Here is a 19,267-nt window from a genome sequence, read left to right as displayed (position 1 = left end):
TCCAGTATGGTGTTATTAATATGAAATTATTTTCTCAATTTTTTCATACACCTTCTTTTCGTTCGGGAGCACATCTTCTTCGTAAACAGGAGCATAAGGTATATGGCTATCTTTTGCTGCAAGACGTTCAATTGGAGCGTCAAGCCATTGAAAAGCTTTCTCGCCAACTGTTGCTGCAATTTCTGCTCCAAAGCCAGTTGTCATTGTATCTTCGTGAACAATCAATAATTTCCCAGTTTTTCTAACTGAATTAAGGACTAATTCGGTGTCCCACGGAATAATTGTCCTTAAATCTATAATTTCTATTGTTTTGCTGTTGTTTTTCTCAAAGTTTTTGGTTGCAGTTATGCTGTCCTTTACACCCATTCCATATGTAACGATTGTTAAATCATTGCCTTCCTTCACTATTTTCCCTTTACCAAACGGAATTAAATAATTAGCATCGGGTTCAATTGCCCGTGCAAAAGGTAGTCTATACATCCCTTTATGTTCAAGGAATAATACGGGGTCTTGCAATCGGCAAGCAGTTTTCAACAAACCTTTGGCATCAGCAGCATTGCTCGGATATGCAATCATCAGCCCCGGAATGTGTGAAAACATCGATTCAATATTTTGTGAATGACACAAACCTCCGTGAATATATCCACCCACTGCAACTCTTATTACCATCGGACAACTAAATCCACCATTCGAGCGATAACGAAGTGTTGCCACTTCATTTTTTATTTGCATGAATGCGGGCCAAATATAATCTCCAAATTGTATTTCGACAACCGGCTTAAATCCACGTACCGCAAGTCCAAGTGCTACCCCAACAATTGAAGCTTCCGCCAAAGGTGAATTGAACACCCTTTCTTCACCAAATTCATTTGTCAATCCTCGTGTTGCAGTGAATACTCCACCTTTCGGATCGGCTATGTCCTCGCCGAAAATCAACATCTTTGGATTAAGCCGCATTTCTTCTGCTAATGCATGATTGACTGCATCTACAAGCACAATTGGTTGTCCTTCTGTTGGTTCGCTTTCAGCATAAGGAAGACTTCTTGTTTCTTCGGGTGCAAAAATGTGTAAAGTTGATTCTTCTGCAACTGGGTCTGGTTGCTCCCAAGCCCAATCTGCTGCCTCATCAATTTCTTTCTTTACTTCATCCCATAGTTTATTTATTTCGTCTTCATTTGATAAATTAAAATCAACAAGATAATTAGACAAAATTTTAATACAATCATTCTCAGTATAAATTCGATTTAACTCATCTTCTTTTCTGTATTTCCTATGGTCGTCAGAAGAAGAATGTGGCAAAAGTCTCTCCACAAGTGCATGCAGAAGTACCGGTCCTCGTCCGCTATTGATATATTCAATTGCTTCTTTAGCTGCTTTTACAGAAGCAAGATAGTCAGTCCCATCGAAAGTAAGCATTTTCAAATTTTGGTAACAGCAGAATGTGTGACCTACACTTTCCCCCATTGATTGCTTTTCTTTGGGCACAGAAATAGCATATCCATTATCTTGAATACAGAAAATAACAGGCAATTTATCTCTCGATGCCCAATTCACCGCTTCATAAAATTCACCCTGGCTTGTAGTCCCTTCACCCGATGCAACGTAAACAATCTCATTTGTACCAAGTTTTTTTGAGGCAAGAGCGGTTCCCACTGCGTTTAAAAATTGTGTGCCTGTTGGTGAGGATTGAGTTGGTAAATTGAGTTTCGGATGTCCATAATGTCCCGGCATTTGTCTACCACCTGTTGCAGGATCGTCTTTTTTACCGAAAGCCAGCAAGAAATAATCCTTTGGGGTAAATCCACGAGAATATACGAATGCTAAATCTCTATAATAAGTCCAGCCCCAAGCAGATTTCTCAAGATGGAATCCAATTGCTGTCTGTACTGCTTCGTGTCCGCTACCACCAATGTGAAAATATGATTTACCTTGTTTGACAAGCGTAAGATGTTTTTCATCTGTGTAGCGTGCCATCATCATGTTTTTGAGTGCTCTTGTCAAATCATCTTTTGTCAGTCCTAATTCCTTATACGTATTTTTATCTTTCTTAGAAATATATACATTTTTAGAGGAACAGCTTTCTCCATCTGTTTTGGTGCAAGGTGAATCTTTATTAGAGTCTTCTATTGCTTTTCTCATTATTTTTTCAGGTGAGTCTTCATTGGATTTTTTTTTGATTGGTTGAGTTTTCTTTGCCATATTGTTCTCTGAAATATTAAAAAAAACATTTATATTTACTTAAAATTTTCGCAAAAAATATTTTGAAACATTGAAAATGTCTTGGAAAAACATTATATCTCACGAAAGAAGTAAGAAAATATTGCAAAAGTCTATCCTCGAAAAAAAGGTTGCAGGTGCATATCTTTTCTGGGGGATAGAGGGGATTGGTAAATCAGCAGTTGCCATTGAATTCGCAAAAACTCTTAACTGCCAAAACCCTATTGTCAAAGAAAACTCTATCTCAGCTTGCGACAATTGTCGTTCCTGTAAGCAATTCGCAAATCTTTCACATCCAAATTTGCATTTGATTTTCTCGCTCCCACCAGCCAAGAATGCTGATAGTGTCGATAGTGCCGTTTCTAAATTATCCGATGAACAAATTGAATTAGTTAGAGAACAGATTTTAGCTAAATCACAAAATATTTACCATAAAATTTCTATTCCAAATGCAACGCAAATAAAAATAAGTGCTATTCGAGAATTAAAACGTAACTTAACAATGACCTCGAATATTTTAGGTTGGCGTGTTGCAATAATATTTAATGCTGAGGAAATGACAACAGAAGCTTCGAACGCTTTTCTCAAAACATTAGAAGAACCTCACGAACGCACAACAATTATTCTCATTTCTTCAAAGAAAGAAATGCTGCTTCAAACAATTGTCTCACGTTGTCAACAACTTTATTTCGAACCTATTCCTGATGCAATAATTGAAAATTGCTTGATTGAAGAATATAATATTTCGCAAGCAGAAGCCAAAATTATTGCTAATTTTGCTCAGGGGTCTATCAATACTGCAAAGGAATTTTTAGATAGCAATATTTCTGAATATCGCGATAATATTGTTGAAATTCTACGTATCTCTCTGAAAAATACATATAGAACTGAGCTTTCTGAAAAAATTGAAGAATTAATCAATACAAAAAATAAGCTGTTTCTTGAAAATTCTTTGCGACTTCTTCAGAATTGGTTCCGTGACTGCTTTATTTTGATTACCACTTGTTCTAAGGAACGTATAATAAATTTAGATTTGCTTGATAGGATAATTAAATTCGCTGAATTATTCCCAAATGCCGATTACTTGAAAATCATCAATGAAATTGAAAATTCCATTTATTTAATTCGTAGAAATGTCAACCTTCAACTAATTGTATTTTCGCTATTTTTGAAAATTCGATTAAATTTATTGTCTAAATAGTTAATTTTGCAAAAATATCTTTATGCTTAAAAGTATTTATATAAAGAATTTCGCTATTATCGAAGAAATTGAATTAGAATTCAGTAAGGGACTGAATATCCTTACCGGTGAAACTGGTGCCGGAAAATCCATTATTGTTGATGCTATTTCTGTTGCTTTTGGTGAACGTGCTTCAAGCGACTTAATAAGAAATGGCGCAAACAAATCTATTGTCGAATGCATATTTGATTTATCGAATATCAAGGAAAGAATAGATTTAAGTGGCTTTAATGAATTTATTGATGACAACGAACTTATTGTTCGCCGAGAAATTCCAATTAAAGGCAATTCTCGTTGTTTCATTAATGATACGCCCGTCCCAACAAGCAAATTACGTGAGCTATCTGATTTGCTAATCGATTTCCTTGGACAACACGAACATCAAACTTTATTATATAGTTCGAAACAGCTTCATATTTTAGATAATTTTGCAGAGAATCATTCGCTCATCTCTGAATATCAGCGGGTTTTAACCGAATTGTCTGAGCTAATTTATCATCTGAAAGAATATTATTCCAAAAGGAACGATATTTTCCATAAAAAAGATGAAATTGTTGCCAATATTAACCTTCTCAATAAAGTTAATCCATTACCTAATGAGGATGAAGAAATTAACGCAAAACTGAAAAAAATCGAAAATTCTGAATTTCTGAGTTCTTTAGGTAATGAATTGTATAACATTGTTTTTGATGGCGATTTCTCATGCTACCAACAACTTAATCGTGCCAGAAAAATTATCGACAATCTATCCAAATACGAAGAAAAATTCAACGAATATGAATCAGAACTCAATTCAATTGCGATTAGTTTAAAAGAATTTTCTGTCTTTGTCAAAAGTTTTTTAGATAGCATTGATTTTAATCCGCTTGAAATTGAACAACTCAGAGAACGATATGCTGAATTGAAGAAACTTATTCGACAATTTGGCTCACTCGAAAATGCTATCGATGCTCGCCAAACTCTTCGTCAAGAATTAGAACTCATCGACAAATTTGATGAAAAGATTGCAGAAATTAAAGATAAAATTATTGCAACGTCCAAACAATTAGGCGATATTGCTCAAAAAATTGATGCTCGTAGAAAAGAAAGATCTAATAAATTGTCAGCTGAAATTGTCGAAAAACTTAAAAATCTTGGTATTGAGAAAGCCCAATTTGAAGTTAGCTTCACTCAATCACCTGCCTACGGTTTTGAAGAAATTTTTGAGCAACCTTGTGCTATTATTGAAGATCATTATTACAAAACTTTTTCTAATGGTATTTCTCACTGTGAGTTTTTGATTTCTACAAATCCGGGGTTTAGTGTACAGCCACTAAAAAATGTTGCTTCAGGTGGCGAAATTTCTCGTATTATGCTTGCAATTAAAAGCATTATTGCAAAAGCCGACAATATTCCTCTGCTTATTTTCGACGAAATTGATACCGGAATAAGCGGGAAAATTGCACAGAAAGTAGCTCAAGAAATGAAAGAACTCTCAAAATTTCATCAGATTATTGCTATTACGCATCTTCCGCAGGTCGCTGCCGCAGGCGATAGAAATTTCATTGTTGAAAAAATTCCTTTGCTTGATGATACAATCGTCCGAAGCAAAGCCCTGAATGCTGAAGAGAAGGTCAAAGAAATTGCCAAAATGCTTAGTGGCGAGAAAATTAGCGAATATGCAATAAAAAATGCTAAAGAACTAATCAAATCGGTTGCCTATGAGTGATGCAAATACTTCAATGATGAGCCTTGATGAACTTCACGAATATCTTGCCGGTAAAGCAAGCCCTCTCGATATTAATAAGATTATTGCCGGCTATGAAATGAGCGAAGAAGCTTTCAAAGATGCAGTCTTCATAGATGGAACTCCGTTTTTCTACCACCTTACCCGTGTCGCTCGGGTAATTCTGACTGAACTCGAAATTTATGACGCTGATATTATTGTTGCTGCACTTCTCCACGATTATTCAATCATTTCGAATTATATTTCGAAGGAAATTCTTACTTTCAATTTTGGTGCATATCTTACCTACCTTGTTGATTTGCTTTCGCTTGATACAGAGGAAGCCGCTTATATTTCCGAAAACTTCTCCTACGAAGCGAAAATTCCTTTTGATGATTACTTAATAATAAAATTAGCCGAAGAAGTTGATGTATTTCGAAATGGAATACACAATGTCGAACTAAATTTAGTCAGTCGTTTGTGTCAATTAAATGAAAAACTTCTGCCATTGGCTCGCAGAAGTTCTTCAAAATCAGTCTATTACTTAATTGAGGAATTAATCAATTTAAAAAATAAAATCACTAATTAGAAATTTTCACAAGTATTTTTCCAACTTGCTCTCCTTTTGCCATTAAATCTATTTCATTTGGTAGTTCTTCCAGTGTTACTTCCTTTATATTGAAATTATATTCCGCCAAACGATATTCGTTGAAAATTTTGTTCCAGATTTCTAATCTTCTTTTCATTGGGGTTTCTGCCGAAGCAATACCAACCAACCGCACTCCCCGCAATATAAATGGGAATATGTTAGTATTTAGAGTAATTCCTTCGACCATACCGCAATTACAAACAATCCCATGCTCAAATGTAGATCTCAGGATTGTTGCCAAAGTGTTGCCGCCAACGTTGTCTAAGCTTGCTATCCATTGTTTTGCAAGCAAAGGTTTTTCCGTTTTATCATTGATTTCATCTCTTTGAATTATTTCACTTGCTCCTAATTTTGTCAGGTAACCGGATAAATTCATTTTCCCTGTTGATGCAACTACTTTATAGCCAAGTTTTGCTAACATAGCGATAGCAAGCGTTCCAACTCCACCAGTAGCACCAGTTACCAACACTTTCCCACTTTCTGGGACTATTCCGTGTTTCTGAAACTCATTTATTGCAGTTGCAGCAGTAAATCCTGCAGTACCATAAATCATTGCCTCTTTTGTTGAAATATCATTAGGCAGTGGAACAATCCAATCTTCCGGCACTCTAATATATTCAGCAAATCCTCCCGAAGTGTTCATTCCTAAATCATAACCTGTAACAATTACTTTATCACCTGATTTAAACTTTTTACCCTTTGTTTCGACAACCATACCAGCAGCATCAATTCCCGGTGTATGTGGATAATTGCGTGTTATTCCTTTATGCCCATTTGCAGATAAAGTATCCTTATAATTCAGAGATGAATACTCGACTTTAATTAAAGTATCGTTTTGTGGTAGTTCCGAAATATCTTTTAACTCAATATTTTTCGTAACATTAATTTCATCAATATATCTACTGACTAACGCTTTGAATCTTGTGCTCATTTTCTTCTCTCCTCATTTTATTCAAAAAATCATTCCCTAAAAACGAAAAAATCGCAAAATATTTGGTTTTGCGATTTTTTTATTGTTTTTATTTCCTAAATAGCTCCTAATCATTGTCGGGCTGGACAATATCAAAAGCTATGCCTACCGGACAATGGTCAGAAATTTGTTTTGCAATTTGTTCGTCATACTTATAATAGTGGTTTTCGATAACTAATGTTTCTATGAAAACACGATTCTTAGCTGAACTTGATACAACTATGTGGTCGATAATGTCCCATTTCTCATTTTTGCAACTTCTCTCATTTTCGGTCAAAAATTTAATGTTTCCATTGCTAATCAGTGGTACTAATCCAGACTGTTTTCTTGTCGGATTATCATTAAAATCACCGACAACAATTATATCCTGTTCTTTTGAATTTGTTAGCACACTATCAATCCAATGAGACAAAATTTCAGATTGCTTCATTCTCGTCTCTATACTTTTTATTCTTTTCTCTTCTGTATCGTCGAATTTTGTTGATGCTTTAAAATGCACTACCACCATTATCCAATCAAAATTTCCTTTGCGAGCATAAATAACCAGTCCTGGTCTGTTTCTCGAAGGATCTATTGCAATTGGTGAGTATTCATAGAAAGTATCTACTTTGATGGTATTTTTATAAATACATCCTAAATTCTGGTTGCCACTTTTTCCCAGCACAAATCCTTTATATTCAGGTAGATACTTTAGAATCCGGTTTAGAGCGTCAATATTTTCAATTTCTTGCAATCCAAAAATTTCAAAACCAGTTGAAGCAATTGCTTCGGCAACAAATTTGTATTCCTCTTCTGTTCGGGGTTTTGTATCTTTAATCCCGTCGCCAAGCCATTCAATGTTAAAAGTCCCAATTTTTACAACAGTGCTATCCGAAAAATTTTGTTTTGGATTTGACAAACAAGAAGAAAAGCAAGTACTGAAAATCAGTATTGTCAGTAAAAAATATATAGATTTTTTCATTATGATATCCCAAAAATTGCTTTTACTATATGTCCCGCGATTTGCGGATTTTCTTTCAACCTACGAGTCGAATACCCGTACCAATCTTCTCCGAAAGGCACATATATTCTAACGTTATGCCCTACTTTTAATAATTCATCCCTTCTATATTCCCTCACTCCAAGAAGCATTTGAAACTCATACCGACTTTTGTCTATTGAATTCTTTTTGATATAATCTTCTGCAAATTTTATTAATGGTTCATCGTGAGTTGCAATTGCTGGATAGTACCCGTTTTCAAACATATATACAAGCAATTCCTTGTAGTTATCCCGAATTTTTTCCTTGTCTTTATAAGCAATGGTCTCAGATTCAACATAAATACCTTTGCAAAGACGCACATTCGGCTTATATTCTGCTAAATTCTTCAAGTCGTCCATACTTCTTTTCATATACGCTTGGATTACAAATCCAAAATTGTCAAATCCCTCCTCACGCAACATTTTGTAAATTTTCAACGTGTTTGTTGTATATGGAGAATTTTCCATATCAATACGGATGAAAATCCCTTTTTCTTTTGCTATTGTTCCTAAATACTTGATGTTTTCATAACAGAAATCGAAATCTACATCTAATCCAAGCGAAGTAGGCTTTATAGAAAGATACGTCGGTAAATTATGCTTTACAATTGCATCAATAACTTTAACGCATTCTTCCCTTTCTTGCAGTGCTCTTTCTCTGGAACGAACAAACTCACCCAATACATCAATAGTTGTCATCCCGCCTAATTGAGCGAATTCTTTTGTTACTCGAACCGCATCATCAAGTGTTTCGCCAGCAATGTATTTTTTTGCAAAAACATAGACCAAGGATTTTGGTACTAATGGTAAAGTTTTAATAATTAATTCATTAATCATAGTTCCGACCGCAATATAATTTTGAAATTGATGCTACAAATTTAATAATTTTTGAATAATGAATGTAAAATTATTTTCTTTTAATCAAAAATTATTTTGAAATATTTAAAATATTTATTATCTATAGACGTTAAATACCTAAAATAGGAGGAGTTATCTATGACAGTAGATGGTGTAAAATATCCAGAACCAACTATACCCGAGAAGCCACAGAATAATGTTCAAATGGAGCTGCAAAAGCAAGTTTTCAAAGAAGCTACTATGGGAGCTACAAGTATCCAAAACCAAATGCTTCAAATGCTTGTTTCGTCGCAGCAAACTAACCAAAATCCACAACAAACTGCTCAAAAGCAGCTCGAAAAAGGCTATCTCGATATTAAAGTATAGTTGTTTCGTTGCTTAATTATTAATATTTTTGTGTCATCTTTTAAATCAATTCAACGGTTTAATAGATGGCTTTTGTTTTTATTATTCAGAGCTGGTTATGAAAAAAATCTTTCTTCTTTTCTTTATTTCCTTATTTGCTATTAGCCCGGCTAATTCATATTTGAATATCCATTCTAAAAAGTTATTAAATTCTTACCGTGAACATCGGCTTGCAACACCTGTTTTGTCTAATACCTTGCTTATTAGATACAAGCAAAATTTTTACAGTTCGAAGAATAAATCCCATTCTTATGATAGTGAGAATTACAAGATATTGGCTTCTATTCTTCCATATAGTGCTAAAATTACGAATAGAAAACATAATTTCCCATCAGACAAAGTTGCCAAAATTGAACGCTATGAAGAACCTTTATTGAGAACATTTGTAGTTGAATACAACTCGCAAAAGCATCCATTTGATTTTGCCGAAAAAATTAAAAAAATTGACCCGCGTATTGAAATCGCTGAACCTTATTATGTCTATCAAACTATGTCAATACCTAACGACCCAAGATTTAACGAGCAGTATCTGTTCACAAAAATAAAAGCAATTGATGCTTATAATATTTCAACAGGGTCACCTGATGTTATTATTGCAATAAGCGATAACGGCATTTTTCAAAACCATTCTGATTTAATTGATAATATTGCTATTAATACTGCTGAGATACCAGACGATGGAATTGATAATGATGGTAATGGATATGTTGATGACTACATTGGCTGCAATTTGGCTTGGCTCGATGATGGCACTCAACCCGGTAGCACATATCACATCGATTCTCATGGAACAGAAATTGCTGGAATTGCTTCTGCGACAACTAACAACGGCATAGGAATTGCAGGTGTGGGATACAGTTGTAAATTTTTCCCCATTAAGTGCTCGCCAAATAATAGCTTTGATGGTATTATTTATGGCTATCAGTCTATTGTTTACGCCGCAATTCGAGGTTTCAATGTAATCAATTGTAGCTGGGGCGGTGTAAAACCTTTCTCTGTAATAGAGCAATCTATTATTGATTATGCAATTGCAAATGATTTGGCAATCGTTGCTGCAGCTGGAAATATTCGTTCGGGAATTACTCAATACGAAGATTTCTATCCCGGCGCTTATCGTGGTGTTCTATCTGTGGGTGAAGTTGACCAAAATGACAAAGTTACTTATTTTACTACTTCTCTTTCAGCTGGTGTTAGAATTATGGCACCTGGAAAAGGCAATTTAACTACATCAGGAAATGGCTATGTTTTTGTATCCAACGGAACTTCCTATTCGTCCCCTGTTGTTGCTGGTGCCTTAGGAATTATACGTGCTCATTTCCCTGAATTATCTGCCCGGCAAGCAACCGAATGGCTTCGCATAAATGGTGATAATATTACAGATATTAACTTTAGCGATAGCAAACTTATTCCAAATAGAATTAATCTATATAATGCTCTTGCTCGCAATCCATATTCCTATTGTGCTCTTACTGTGGAAGACTTCCATTTTATGAATTCAAACAACGAAATTATTGATAGATTCCTAGCAAACGATACCATTCGTTTAGTCTTAAAGTTAAAAAATCATTTAGGTGCTGCTGATAGCGTTTATTTTAGTTTATCATTAGGCTATGCTCTGCAGGAAAATATCGAGTTCATCAATTCTAATGTTTTCATTCCGAAAGTCTATGAAAAAGAAGAATTAATCATTGACAATTTTAAGTTTATAGTAAATTCTAATTTCAAGCAACTGTTTATTTTACGCCTTGATATAAGAACAGCAGATGAAAAATATAGAGATTTCGCCAAAATCCCATTCTATTTCGGAAAAGAAGTTACTACATTGTCGAATAACGCTCTACGCTTTTCAGTTGGCGACTTTGGCACATTTGGCTATGATAATGATAGAAAAAATGGCGTAGGATTTGAGTCCTTCTCGGTTGGCAATCATCTGTTTCGTGGTGGATTAATGGCAACTGGAAATACTGCCTATGCTTTCAGCTCTTTGTATGGCCAAGACTTTTCAGGGAACGATTTTACTTCTGTCAAGCAATTTATTAATCCGGATAATGTTGGAATTGTTGAAGCTAAAAGAACTATTTCAGCAATATTTAATGAAGTCTTGGGAATGCAAATTACCTCTGAATTCCTATTCCCAAATCAAAATCAACCCGTTGTGAAAAATAAATTAACTCTTAAAAATGTTGGAAATATTGCGATATTTCAACCTGCAATTGGTTATATTTTCGATTGGGATATAGACCAGAAAGCATCGAAAAATTATGTTGAGTATTTCCCCGATGCCATTCCCCCGAAATTTGTCGATAATTCTAATATCTCTGCTGAAATTGCTTATTCAGTTGATAAAAAAACATATATCGGTGCTGTTGCATTTTCTGATAACCCAATCACAATTGCTCAATCTGCTGGAATTAATATGGATGATGTCTATAACCAAGGTGGACTTAGCCAATCACGTCAGGTGCAATTGCTTTCTTCCGGTAGAAATATTCAAACTTCCTTGCTTACGGACATTGGTTTTGTTGTCGGAATGAACTTTAATAATACCTTGCTTCCGGGCGAAGTTATTCATTGTTATATCTGCATTGGAATTGATTCTGCTCGTTTAGGTTTGGCTAATCTATTGAAAATTTGTGTTGATTCAACTTACAATTCAATTGATGAATTTGATGGTTTAGATGAATTCGAATTGTTCCCAAACCCTGCTTCAAATTTCTTTAAAATTTCTAACCCAAAATCACTTGTTTATAATCTGAAAATTTATAATTATATTGGTAATCTTATTTTTGAAAAGTCAAGTGTTAGCAATGATGAATTCTTTAATATTTCGAAATTTCAGAATGGGATTTATTTCATTCAGATTTCATTAGAAAATAGTATTTATTTTAAAAAGTTAATAATATCAAAATGATAATTTTTGCTCATCAATAAAAGGATCTAATTATGAAAAAAAACAAGTTGTTTGCTGTTTTAGCTGCATTTTTATTTATTTCTACCTTTGCAAATGCTCAAAACTTTGGATTATTCTCTCCACCTAACAATGTTAAATGTGCTCCTCCAAACATTCATCTTGCTTGGAATGCTGCTCCTGGATTTAATTTCTATCGTCTTGTTGTTGCAACAGATACTAATTTAACCAATGTTGTCTATTTGAAAGATAGTATTACAATTTTGTACGAAGATGTTGAAAACTTAAACTACTCAACCAAATACTATTGGCAGGTTGCTGCTTGGCGAACTGCTGGTGATACAACTTTGGTTTCTGAAATTTGGAATTTCACAACTCTCGCGCGTCCAGCAACGACTTTGTTTCCTATTGATAGTTCATATTGTGTAACAAAATCTACAAAGTTTGTTTGGAATTCTGCTCCTTATGCTGTAAAATATGTTTTGCAGATTTCACGCGTACCAACCTTTGTAGGACCAACTGTAACATACGATACAATATCCATTGATACAACTAAATTTATTACTAATCTACTTCCAAATACCCGGTATTGGTGGCGTGTGCGTGCCTTATACGGTGATTGCGATGGCTATTGGTCCGCGTCTAAAACTTTCAGAACTGTTCCTGCTCCAATGGTTTTATTAAAACCTGCAAATGCTGCCTCTGGTGTTGACATTTTACCAAATGCTGGTCAATTTAATGTGAATTTTGTTTGGGCAAGTGTTCCTGGTGCAAATTTATATCATATTCAGGTTACCGATTTTATTCAGTCCGATTCAATATTATATGAAACAACCGTTAGCGATACATCAGTCAATATCAATTTAGCAAATTTCGCCTATAATAAGAATTATTATTGGCGTGTTCGAGCTCATATAGTAAATGATAGTTTGAATTGCTTTACAGAATTCTCTAATTGGAATAGTTTCAAGACTCCTTACTCAGCTCCTACTTTACTTTCTCCTGAGAATAATTCAACTTGTGTTGATTTCGAACAACCATTGATATGGAACAAAATTAACGGTGCTTCTTCATACGAGGTTCTCGTATCAAGCAAAATGGATTTTTCTGATACTTTGCATTTTAAAACAGGTATTACTGACACACTTATTGCATTTCCATTTGATAGAGAACTATCTGTTTACCATTGGCGAGTGCGTGCAATAGACAACAGGAATAACGGCTATTGGTCTGCTCCATATACTTTTACTACAAATTTGATGCCACCGGATTACGAATATCCAGTAGATAAAAAAGGTGGTTATCCGCTTACTGTTCACTATGTTTGGAAAAATAAAGGTGTAGGTGCAAAGTATCGCCTGCAGGTTTCTGATAAAGCAGATTTTTCGAATTTAATAGTTGATGTTAATAACTTAACAGAAAGAACTTTCACTGTTTATCATACAGAACATTTCAAATATTACTACTGGCGAGTTCGTACTGAGCTAAATGGTTGCACAAGCAATTGGTCAAAACCATTTGTATTTAGAACAAAACTTCCTGCGCCTGTTCTGCAAACACCTGAGAATAACGCTTCAAATGTAAATCATACCCCAACTTTTACTTGGAAACCTATTTCAGGTGCCAGCAACTATGAATTTATGCTCGATACTAAAAGCAACTTTTCTACTGCAATTACTCGCACTAATATCCCAACTAATGAATTGCGACTTGTCCAAACTTTGAATGAAAATACAATCTATTATTGGCGAGTAAGGGCTGTCAACGAAGAAGGTGCAAGCGACTGGTCGTCTGTATTCACTTTTACAACTGGGTATTTCTTACCAGAAGCTCCTGTGATCATTTCGCCGGCAAACGAGTCTACTAAACATCCAATCAATGGATTGAAACTTGTTTGGCATTCTGCTTTTAGAGCCCAAACTTATCAGCTTCAAGTTACTAAACTTCCTGATTTCACTCAACAACTTGTTGTTAATGTCACCAATTTAATTGATACAACATATATTCTAAATAATTTAGAAAACTATACCGTATATCTATTTAGAGTTAGAGCCATAAATCAAGGTGGTCCTTCGGATTGGTCTGTTCCTTTTGCTTTTAGAACAATTAATGTTCCTCCAACTACGTCTCCTGATTTAACAATTCCAGCTAATGGTGCTATTAATCAACCTTTAGGTTTGAGAATTAGCTGGCTGCCTGTTCAGCGTGCCGAGGGATATAGAGTTCAGGTTGCTACTGATGCAGAATTTCAAAACCTTTTTGTTAATGAACCAGATGTATACCTTACCTATTTAAATCTCTATAACTTATCACCAAGGACAAAATACTATTGGAAAGTTAAAGCATGGAATGAAGCTGGAGAAGGTAATTGGTCTGAACCGTATAATTTTACAACTATGGATTTGACATCTGTATCAGAAATGTTTATTAACAAGTATAATATGAATATTTATCCAAATCCTGCAAACAACCAGGTTCATTTTTCATTTGATTTCCCGAAATCTGCAATCGCTAATGCATCTATTTACAATTTTAACGGTGTAAAGGTATTAACGAAAAATCAATACTTTGTTCAATCAGGTAACAACTCTATCAAATTTGATGTTAGCGGTCTTCCTAATGGATTATATTTGTGGCAAATAATTATTGATGGAGAAATTCTATCCGGTTATCTTACAATAGCCAGATAGCAGTAGTCAATACAAAAAATGGGCTGATAAAATTTATCAGTCCATTTTTATTTTACTTGTGCCCGGAACAGGACTTGAACCTGCACGAGATTACTCTCACTACACCCTGAATGTAGCGCGTCTGCCAATTTCGCCATCCGGGCTACTTTGGCGGTGAGGGTGGGATTCGAACCCACGGTACCCTTGCGGGTACAACGGTTTTCGAGACCGCCCGATTCAACCACTCTCGCACCTCACCTATAAGCTACAAAATTAGTGATATTTTGTCTTTTTGCCAAAAAATTTATTATCGATAAACTTTTAGAATACCTCTCATTATTAATTATCAGATTTATTTAATATTTACAGTAAAAATCTTTATTTTTGCATTTATTATTTTTAAAAAATAACTAATGGCTAAAAAAAAGAAAATATTATCAGATGAAGAATTATTAGCTCTTTTAGCTGAAAACCCGGTTTTAGAAGAGAATAATGAACCTCCAATTACTTCTGATTTATCAGAAAAAACTGAAAAGAAATTTGAGAAAAAATTAAAATATGTAAATAGAAAAGAAACGCTGTCAAAATTACTAGATAAACCTGCAAAAATCAATGACAAATCAAAAAATATCTCTAAATCTATCAAAAAAAACAAAATTGATGCTATTACAGTTTTTCGATTACCTAAAAGCAAATCTTTATCGAACAACCCAAAAAATAATCCAATTTTTCTAAAATTTGTCCAAAAAATTGAGCACTTCCTAATCAATGATATGCTGATTGACGGTACTTCAAAAATTGTTCTGGCTGTAAGCGGAGGTGTCGATTCAATGACGCTTCTGGATGTGATGGCTATACTTGCTGAGAAATATCAATTCAAACTTGCTGTTGCACATTTCAATCATAATTTGCGTGGTGCTGATTCAAATAAAGACTTAGAATTTGTCAAAAACGAAGCTAAAGAATATGGTCTCCCTTTTTATTGTGCAAGTGGCAAAGTAAAAAAATACGCTGAAAAAAACAGTATTAGCATTGAAACTGCTGCTCGCATCCTTCGATACAATTTCTTCGAAAGAGTTTCTCGTAATTTTAATGCTGATTTCGTTGCAACCGCTCATACTGCCAATGATTCCGTTGAGACCTTTTTTATCAATCTTTTCAGAGGTTCCGGGCTCACAGGACTTTGCGGTATTCCATTCCGCAGGCAATTTATCAAAGATGTTCTCTTAATCAGACCTTTAATTGATTTCAAAAAAAGCCAACTTATCGAATATGCAAATATTAGAAACATAAAATGGCGTGAAGATAGCTCAAACTCTTTGCTTGAATATACTCGAAATAAAGTGAGACTAGACTTAATCCCTAAATTAGAAAATGATTTCAATCCTTCGATTGTTGATGTTATTAATCGAACGACTAAATTGATACAATCTGCTGATAAAATTATTCATAGTTACGTAAAAAAACATTTATCCGATGTTATCGAAAATGTCTCACCTGATAGCTTCTACATAAATATCCCTATTTTCTCAACTTTCGATAAGTTTGTTCAGGGCGAAATGATACAAACTGCTTTCTTAAAGTATTTCCGCCTTACTCCACCCACGCTTGCTAAGATTGATAGAATACTTGACTTGATCGATTCCGAAACTGGTGCATTTTTCGAAATAACTAAATCTATTACTGTTGCAAAAGATAGAAATTATCTAGTTTTCTTCAAAAATTTCGAAAAAAAAGATGTTAATTTAATTATTAGCAAAATCGGAACTCATACTATTAATGGTTACAAAATAAATTTACAGGAAGTAAATAAACGACAGGTGAAGCTTTCAAACTCTCCAAACGAAGAATACTTAGATTTTGATTTAGTACCTTCGCTTCTTTATGTTAGAAACTGGAAAGAAGGCGATAGTTTCCAGCCTTTGGGAATGCAAGGGACAATGAAAATTTCCGATTTCCTTACTAATCAAAAAATTTCTTTTTTAGAGCGTTCAAAAGTTTTAGTTTTGTGTTCTAAAAATGATATAATTTGGATTATTGGTAAAAGAATTAACGATAAATATAAGATTACTGAAGGCACTAAGCGATTTTTAAAAATTGAACTAATTAAATTGTGAGTTTGATATGTTAGAACTAAAAAATGAAGTGATTTTGAATGATAAAAAATTCAAAATTCTTATTTATCCTGAACAAATCCAGGATGCAATTGACAAAATTGCTAAACAAATCAATCATGATTATAAAGATAAAAAACCTGTTTTTATTGTAACTTTGAAAGGTGCTATTATTTTTGCTGTTGATTTGCTTAAAAAAATTCAAATTGACTGTGAAATTGAAACTATCAGAGCAAAAAGCTATGGATCAGGTATGGTTTCAGGTGGTAGTGTGCTTATTTCTCAGATGACTGGAAATATTTCTGGAAAAGATGTGATTATTGTCGAAGACATTGTTGATACGGGGCTTACTATTTTTCAATTAAGAAGAGAACTTGAACTATACAAGCCAAATTCTATTCGTGTTGCTACTTTTCTTATGAAACCTTCTATGATTAGCAATCCTGTTGAAATTGATTACGTTGGAATTGAAATTCCTCCTGATTTTGTTGTAGGCTACGGGCTGGACTATGCCGAACTTGGAAGGAACCTCTCTGCTGTTTATGTCCTTAAAGAATAATGCCGAATATTGCTTTACTAATAGAGTATGATGGGACAAACTATGCTGGATGGCAATTCCAGCCAAATGCTATTTCAATTCAAGAAGCGATAGAAAAAGCTTTGCAAAATATCTATAAAACAAAAGTATCAGTTGTTTCCGCTGGAAGAACCGATGCGGGAGTTCATTCATATGGTCAAGTTGCTAATTTCAAGGTAGAGAATAATCCTATCCCAATTAAAAAAATTCCAAAAGCAATTAACTCTTTGCTTTATCCAGATATTAGAATATTAAACGCAAATTATGTCCCTGATGATTTTAATGCCCGCTATTCTGCAATTGCTCGTGAATATATCTATAAAATTTCCACTAAATTTTCTGTTTTTGAGAGAAATTTCTGCCATTTCATCCCATTCAAAATTGATATTGATAAGCTTTTCGAAATTTCTGCCATTTTTGTTGGTTCATTCAATTTTACTTCCTTTTCAAAAAATAATCCTGATACAAAATCATATATTTGTAATGTTGAAAAGTCTTTTTGGGAAAAAATCGATAATTATCATTATTTTTTCACTATTAAAGCAAACAGATTTATTTATGGTATGGTTCGCACAATTATTGGAACTATGATTGACTACGCTCGTGGATATAAATCAAAGGAAATTATTGTCGAAGCACTAAATAATTTATCCAGAAATAATATTTCGGCTCTTGCACCTGCTTCTGGCTTATATCTTAATAAAATTTATTATCCAAACGAAATATTTTTCAATAACAAGCAGTTAATGAATTATGAACATCATTAAAATTGGCGGTATTCTTCTGAGTGATTTTGCTAATTACGATAAATTCAAGAAATTTCTCGAAGAATTCTCGAAACCTACTTTTATTGTTATTTCAGCCATTGGAAAAACAACCCGACTTTTGCAAAAAGCTGCATATTTAGCTTTCGAAAATAATTATGAAAGTGCTATCGAAATAATTAACGCAATAAAAGAATTGCATCTATCAATTCTCAGGAACTTATTTGTTGCAGAAAATGATGTTAATATCCAATTAAATAATGCATTTATCGAAATTCAAAATCTTATCAAAGGTATTTCTATAACAAGAGAACTCAATAATAAAATTGTAGATAAAATTTTAGCAAAAGGTGAAATATTAAGTTCCATTATTGTGTATCATTACTTAACCAACAACAATTTCCCTGTTTCTTTGATTGACGCAGATGATTATATCATTACCGATAATAATTTTGGGTCAGCAAGTCCAATTATTGAAAAAACAAAAAAAAGATTAGAAAATCTTGCAATACAAGATAAAATTTATCTAATTGCTGGATTTTACGGTTCGACACTTAATGGTGAAATCACAACTATGGGTTACGAAAGCTCAAATTTAACTGCTGCACTTTTGGCTTCTGTATTCGATGCTAATTCTATTACTATTATTTCTGACGTTGATTGTATTTACTCTGCTGACCCCAAACTGATCAAAAAAACAATTCCCATTGAAAGAATTAGCAGCAGAACGGCTAAACTACTTTCGAAATTTGGTCTTAAATTAATCCATCGTCAAATGATAGAGGGTATTGAAAATAAAGATATCTTGTTAAAATATACTTCGCTAAATAATATTCGGACGACTTTGATTTCTCCCACTGTTGCTGACGTTAGCATTCCAATTGTTTGTTATAACGAAATGATTGATAAAGATATTTATTCACTTTTGCTCAATTGTACAAAGCCAATATCTTATATTGCTGTAGCGAACGTGAATAATACTCTATTGACGAATATCATAAATTTTCTTAATTCGTGTAACTTATCATTTGCAATGAATTATTCCAGCGAGGATAACTTCTTGGTTCTCTTCTTCAGTCAGCAATTGACTCCTAAATTATTGCAACTATTTCACGAAATAGTTGTTAGTAAATAAAAAGAGAGTGCCAAATGATTTGACACTCTCCACTAT

General features: G+C 33.8%; 14 protein-coding genes and 2 tRNA genes. 10 read left to right on the top strand and 6 right to left on the bottom strand.

Going from position 1 to position 19,267, the window contains the following annotated elements:
- Positions 1 to 15 precede the first annotated feature (15 nt).
- Positions 16 to 2,199: an alpha-ketoacid dehydrogenase subunit alpha/beta gene (locus AC6QZF_RS04995; protein ID WP_499798777.1), complete on the bottom strand. Its 2,184-nt coding sequence runs from the start codon at positions 2,197 to 2,199 to the stop codon at positions 16 to 18.
- 76 nt (positions 2,200 to 2,275) lie between these two features.
- Between AC6QZF_RS04995 and AC6QZF_RS04990 the strand changes: the two genes are divergently transcribed.
- From AC6QZF_RS04990 to AC6QZF_RS04980, 3 genes are read left to right on the top strand one after another with little or no spacing between them, the layout of a single operon-like run.
- Positions 2,276 to 3,418: a DNA polymerase III subunit gene (locus AC6QZF_RS04990; protein ID WP_499798776.1), complete on the top strand. Its 1,143-nt coding sequence runs from the start codon at positions 2,276 to 2,278 to the stop codon at positions 3,416 to 3,418.
- A 22-nt stretch (positions 3,419 to 3,440) separates the two neighbouring features.
- On the top strand, positions 3,441 to 5,165 hold the full coding sequence (gene recN, locus AC6QZF_RS04985) for a DNA repair protein RecN (protein WP_499798775.1): 1,725 nt from the start codon (positions 3,441 to 3,443) through the stop codon (positions 5,163 to 5,165).
- Positions 5,158 to 5,751 (top strand): hypothetical protein, encoded by a 594-nt coding sequence (locus AC6QZF_RS04980; RefSeq protein WP_499798774.1) that lies wholly within the window; start codon positions 5,158 to 5,160, stop codon positions 5,749 to 5,751. The genes recN and AC6QZF_RS04980 overlap by 8 nt, the downstream gene beginning before the upstream one ends.
- Here AC6QZF_RS04980 and AC6QZF_RS04975 read toward each other — a convergent pair.
- The 3 genes from AC6QZF_RS04975 to AC6QZF_RS04965 all read right to left on the bottom strand — a co-directional run bounded on the left by AC6QZF_RS04975 (position 5,744) and on the right by AC6QZF_RS04965 (position 8,638).
- Complete coding sequence (locus AC6QZF_RS04975) at positions 5,744 to 6,742, bottom strand: YhdH/YhfP family quinone oxidoreductase (protein WP_499798773.1); 999 nt, start codon at positions 6,740 to 6,742, stop codon at positions 5,744 to 5,746. The genes AC6QZF_RS04980 and AC6QZF_RS04975 overlap by 8 nt on opposite strands.
- 106 nt (positions 6,743 to 6,848) lie before the next feature.
- On the bottom strand, positions 6,849 to 7,742 hold the full coding sequence (locus AC6QZF_RS04970; protein WP_499798772.1) for an endonuclease/exonuclease/phosphatase family protein: 894 nt from the start codon (positions 7,740 to 7,742) through the stop codon (positions 6,849 to 6,851).
- Positions 7,742 to 8,638, bottom strand: coding sequence for a proline dehydrogenase family protein (locus tag AC6QZF_RS04965; protein WP_499798771.1), 897 nt, complete (start codon positions 8,636 to 8,638; stop codon positions 7,742 to 7,744). The genes AC6QZF_RS04970 and AC6QZF_RS04965 overlap by 1 nt, the downstream gene beginning before the upstream one ends.
- Before the next feature lie 159 nt (positions 8,639 to 8,797).
- On the opposite strand from AC6QZF_RS04965, the gene AC6QZF_RS04960 reads away from it, so the two are divergent.
- The 3 genes from AC6QZF_RS04960 (at position 8,798) to AC6QZF_RS04950 (ending at position 14,662) form a co-directional block, all read left to right on the top strand.
- Positions 8,798 to 9,025, top strand: a complete 228-nt coding sequence (locus tag AC6QZF_RS04960) for a hypothetical protein (protein WP_499798770.1) — start codon at positions 8,798 to 8,800, stop codon at positions 9,023 to 9,025.
- Positions 9,026 to 9,122: 97 nt separating this feature from the next.
- The gene (locus tag AC6QZF_RS04955; RefSeq protein ID WP_499798769.1) at positions 9,123 to 11,975 is read left to right on the top strand and encodes a S8/S53 family peptidase; all 2,853 of its coding nucleotides are present in this window, start codon (positions 9,123 to 9,125) and stop codon (positions 11,973 to 11,975) included.
- A gap of 32 nt (positions 11,976 to 12,007) precedes the next feature.
- Positions 12,008 to 14,662, top strand: a complete 2,655-nt coding sequence (locus tag AC6QZF_RS04950; protein WP_499798768.1) for a T9SS type A sorting domain-containing protein — start codon at positions 12,008 to 12,010, stop codon at positions 14,660 to 14,662.
- Positions 14,663 to 14,721: 59 nt separating this feature from the next.
- Here AC6QZF_RS04950 and AC6QZF_RS04945 read toward each other — a convergent pair.
- Positions 14,722 to 14,805: transfer RNA gene (locus AC6QZF_RS04945), tRNA-Leu, on the bottom strand.
- A gap of 5 nt (positions 14,806 to 14,810) precedes the next feature.
- Positions 14,811 to 14,900: transfer RNA gene (locus AC6QZF_RS04940), tRNA-Ser, on the bottom strand.
- A 154-nt stretch (positions 14,901 to 15,054) separates the two neighbouring features.
- On the opposite strand from AC6QZF_RS04940, the gene tilS reads away from it, so the two are divergent.
- Genes tilS through AC6QZF_RS04920 form a run of 4 tightly spaced genes read left to right on the top strand, consistent with a single transcriptional unit; the run spans position 15,055 to position 19,231 of the window.
- On the top strand, positions 15,055 to 16,758 hold the full coding sequence (gene tilS / locus AC6QZF_RS04935) for a tRNA lysidine(34) synthetase TilS (protein WP_499798767.1): 1,704 nt from the start codon (positions 15,055 to 15,057) through the stop codon (positions 16,756 to 16,758).
- A gap of 7 nt (positions 16,759 to 16,765) precedes the next feature.
- Positions 16,766 to 17,314, top strand: coding sequence for a hypoxanthine phosphoribosyltransferase (hpt, locus tag AC6QZF_RS04930; RefSeq protein ID WP_499798766.1), 549 nt, complete (start codon positions 16,766 to 16,768; stop codon positions 17,312 to 17,314).
- A complete protein-coding gene (truA, locus tag AC6QZF_RS04925; protein WP_499798765.1) occupies positions 17,314 to 18,099 on the top strand; it encodes a tRNA pseudouridine(38-40) synthase TruA in 786 nt (261 codons plus the stop codon). Before hpt ends, truA begins: the two co-directional genes overlap by 1 nt.
- Positions 18,086 to 19,231, top strand: a complete 1,146-nt coding sequence (locus tag AC6QZF_RS04920) for an amino acid kinase family protein (RefSeq protein ID WP_499798764.1) — start codon at positions 18,086 to 18,088, stop codon at positions 19,229 to 19,231. Before truA ends, AC6QZF_RS04920 begins: the two co-directional genes overlap by 14 nt.
- The last annotated feature ends 36 nt before the right edge of the window (positions 19,232 to 19,267 follow it).

The sequence above is a fragment of the Eximiradius sp. genome (assembly GCA_937127445.1).
In the GTDB taxonomy this organism is placed as follows: domain Bacteria; phylum Bacteroidota; class Ignavibacteria; order Kapaibacteriales; family UBA2268; genus JAKIZO01.
Note: the sequence above shows the minus strand (reverse complement) of the source record. Positions and strands in the feature narration are given on the sequence as shown.

Coding starts and splice junctions, on each gene's coding strand:
- AC6QZF_RS04995 (WP_499798777.1), bottom strand. CDS start 2,199: ATGGCAAAGAAAACTCAACCAATCAAAAAAAAATCCAATGAAGACTCA.
- AC6QZF_RS04990 (WP_499798776.1), top strand. CDS start 2,276: ATGTCTTGGAAAAACATTATATCTCACGAAAGAAGTAAGAAAATATTG.
- AC6QZF_RS04960 (WP_499798770.1), top strand. CDS start 8,798: ATGACAGTAGATGGTGTAAAATATCCAGAACCAACTATACCCGAGAAG.
- AC6QZF_RS04970 (WP_499798772.1), bottom strand. CDS start 7,742: ATGAAAAAATCTATATATTTTTTACTGACAATACTGATTTTCAGTACT.
- AC6QZF_RS04920 (WP_499798764.1), top strand. CDS start 18,086: ATGAACATCATTAAAATTGGCGGTATTCTTCTGAGTGATTTTGCTAAT.
- recN (WP_499798775.1), top strand. CDS start 3,441: ATGCTTAAAAGTATTTATATAAAGAATTTCGCTATTATCGAAGAAATT.
- AC6QZF_RS04975 (WP_499798773.1), bottom strand. CDS start 6,742: ATGAGCACAAGATTCAAAGCGTTAGTCAGTAGATATATTGATGAAATT.
- AC6QZF_RS04965 (WP_499798771.1), bottom strand. CDS start 8,638: ATGATTAATGAATTAATTATTAAAACTTTACCATTAGTACCAAAATCC.
- tilS (WP_499798767.1), top strand. CDS start 15,055: ATGGCTAAAAAAAAGAAAATATTATCAGATGAAGAATTATTAGCTCTT.
- AC6QZF_RS04980 (WP_499798774.1), top strand. CDS start 5,158: ATGAGTGATGCAAATACTTCAATGATGAGCCTTGATGAACTTCACGAA.
- AC6QZF_RS04955 (WP_499798769.1), top strand. CDS start 9,123: ATGAAAAAAATCTTTCTTCTTTTCTTTATTTCCTTATTTGCTATTAGC.
- truA (WP_499798765.1), top strand. CDS start 17,314: ATGCCGAATATTGCTTTACTAATAGAGTATGATGGGACAAACTATGCT.
- AC6QZF_RS04950 (WP_499798768.1), top strand. CDS start 12,008: ATGAAAAAAAACAAGTTGTTTGCTGTTTTAGCTGCATTTTTATTTATT.
- hpt (WP_499798766.1), top strand. CDS start 16,766: ATGTTAGAACTAAAAAATGAAGTGATTTTGAATGATAAAAAATTCAAA.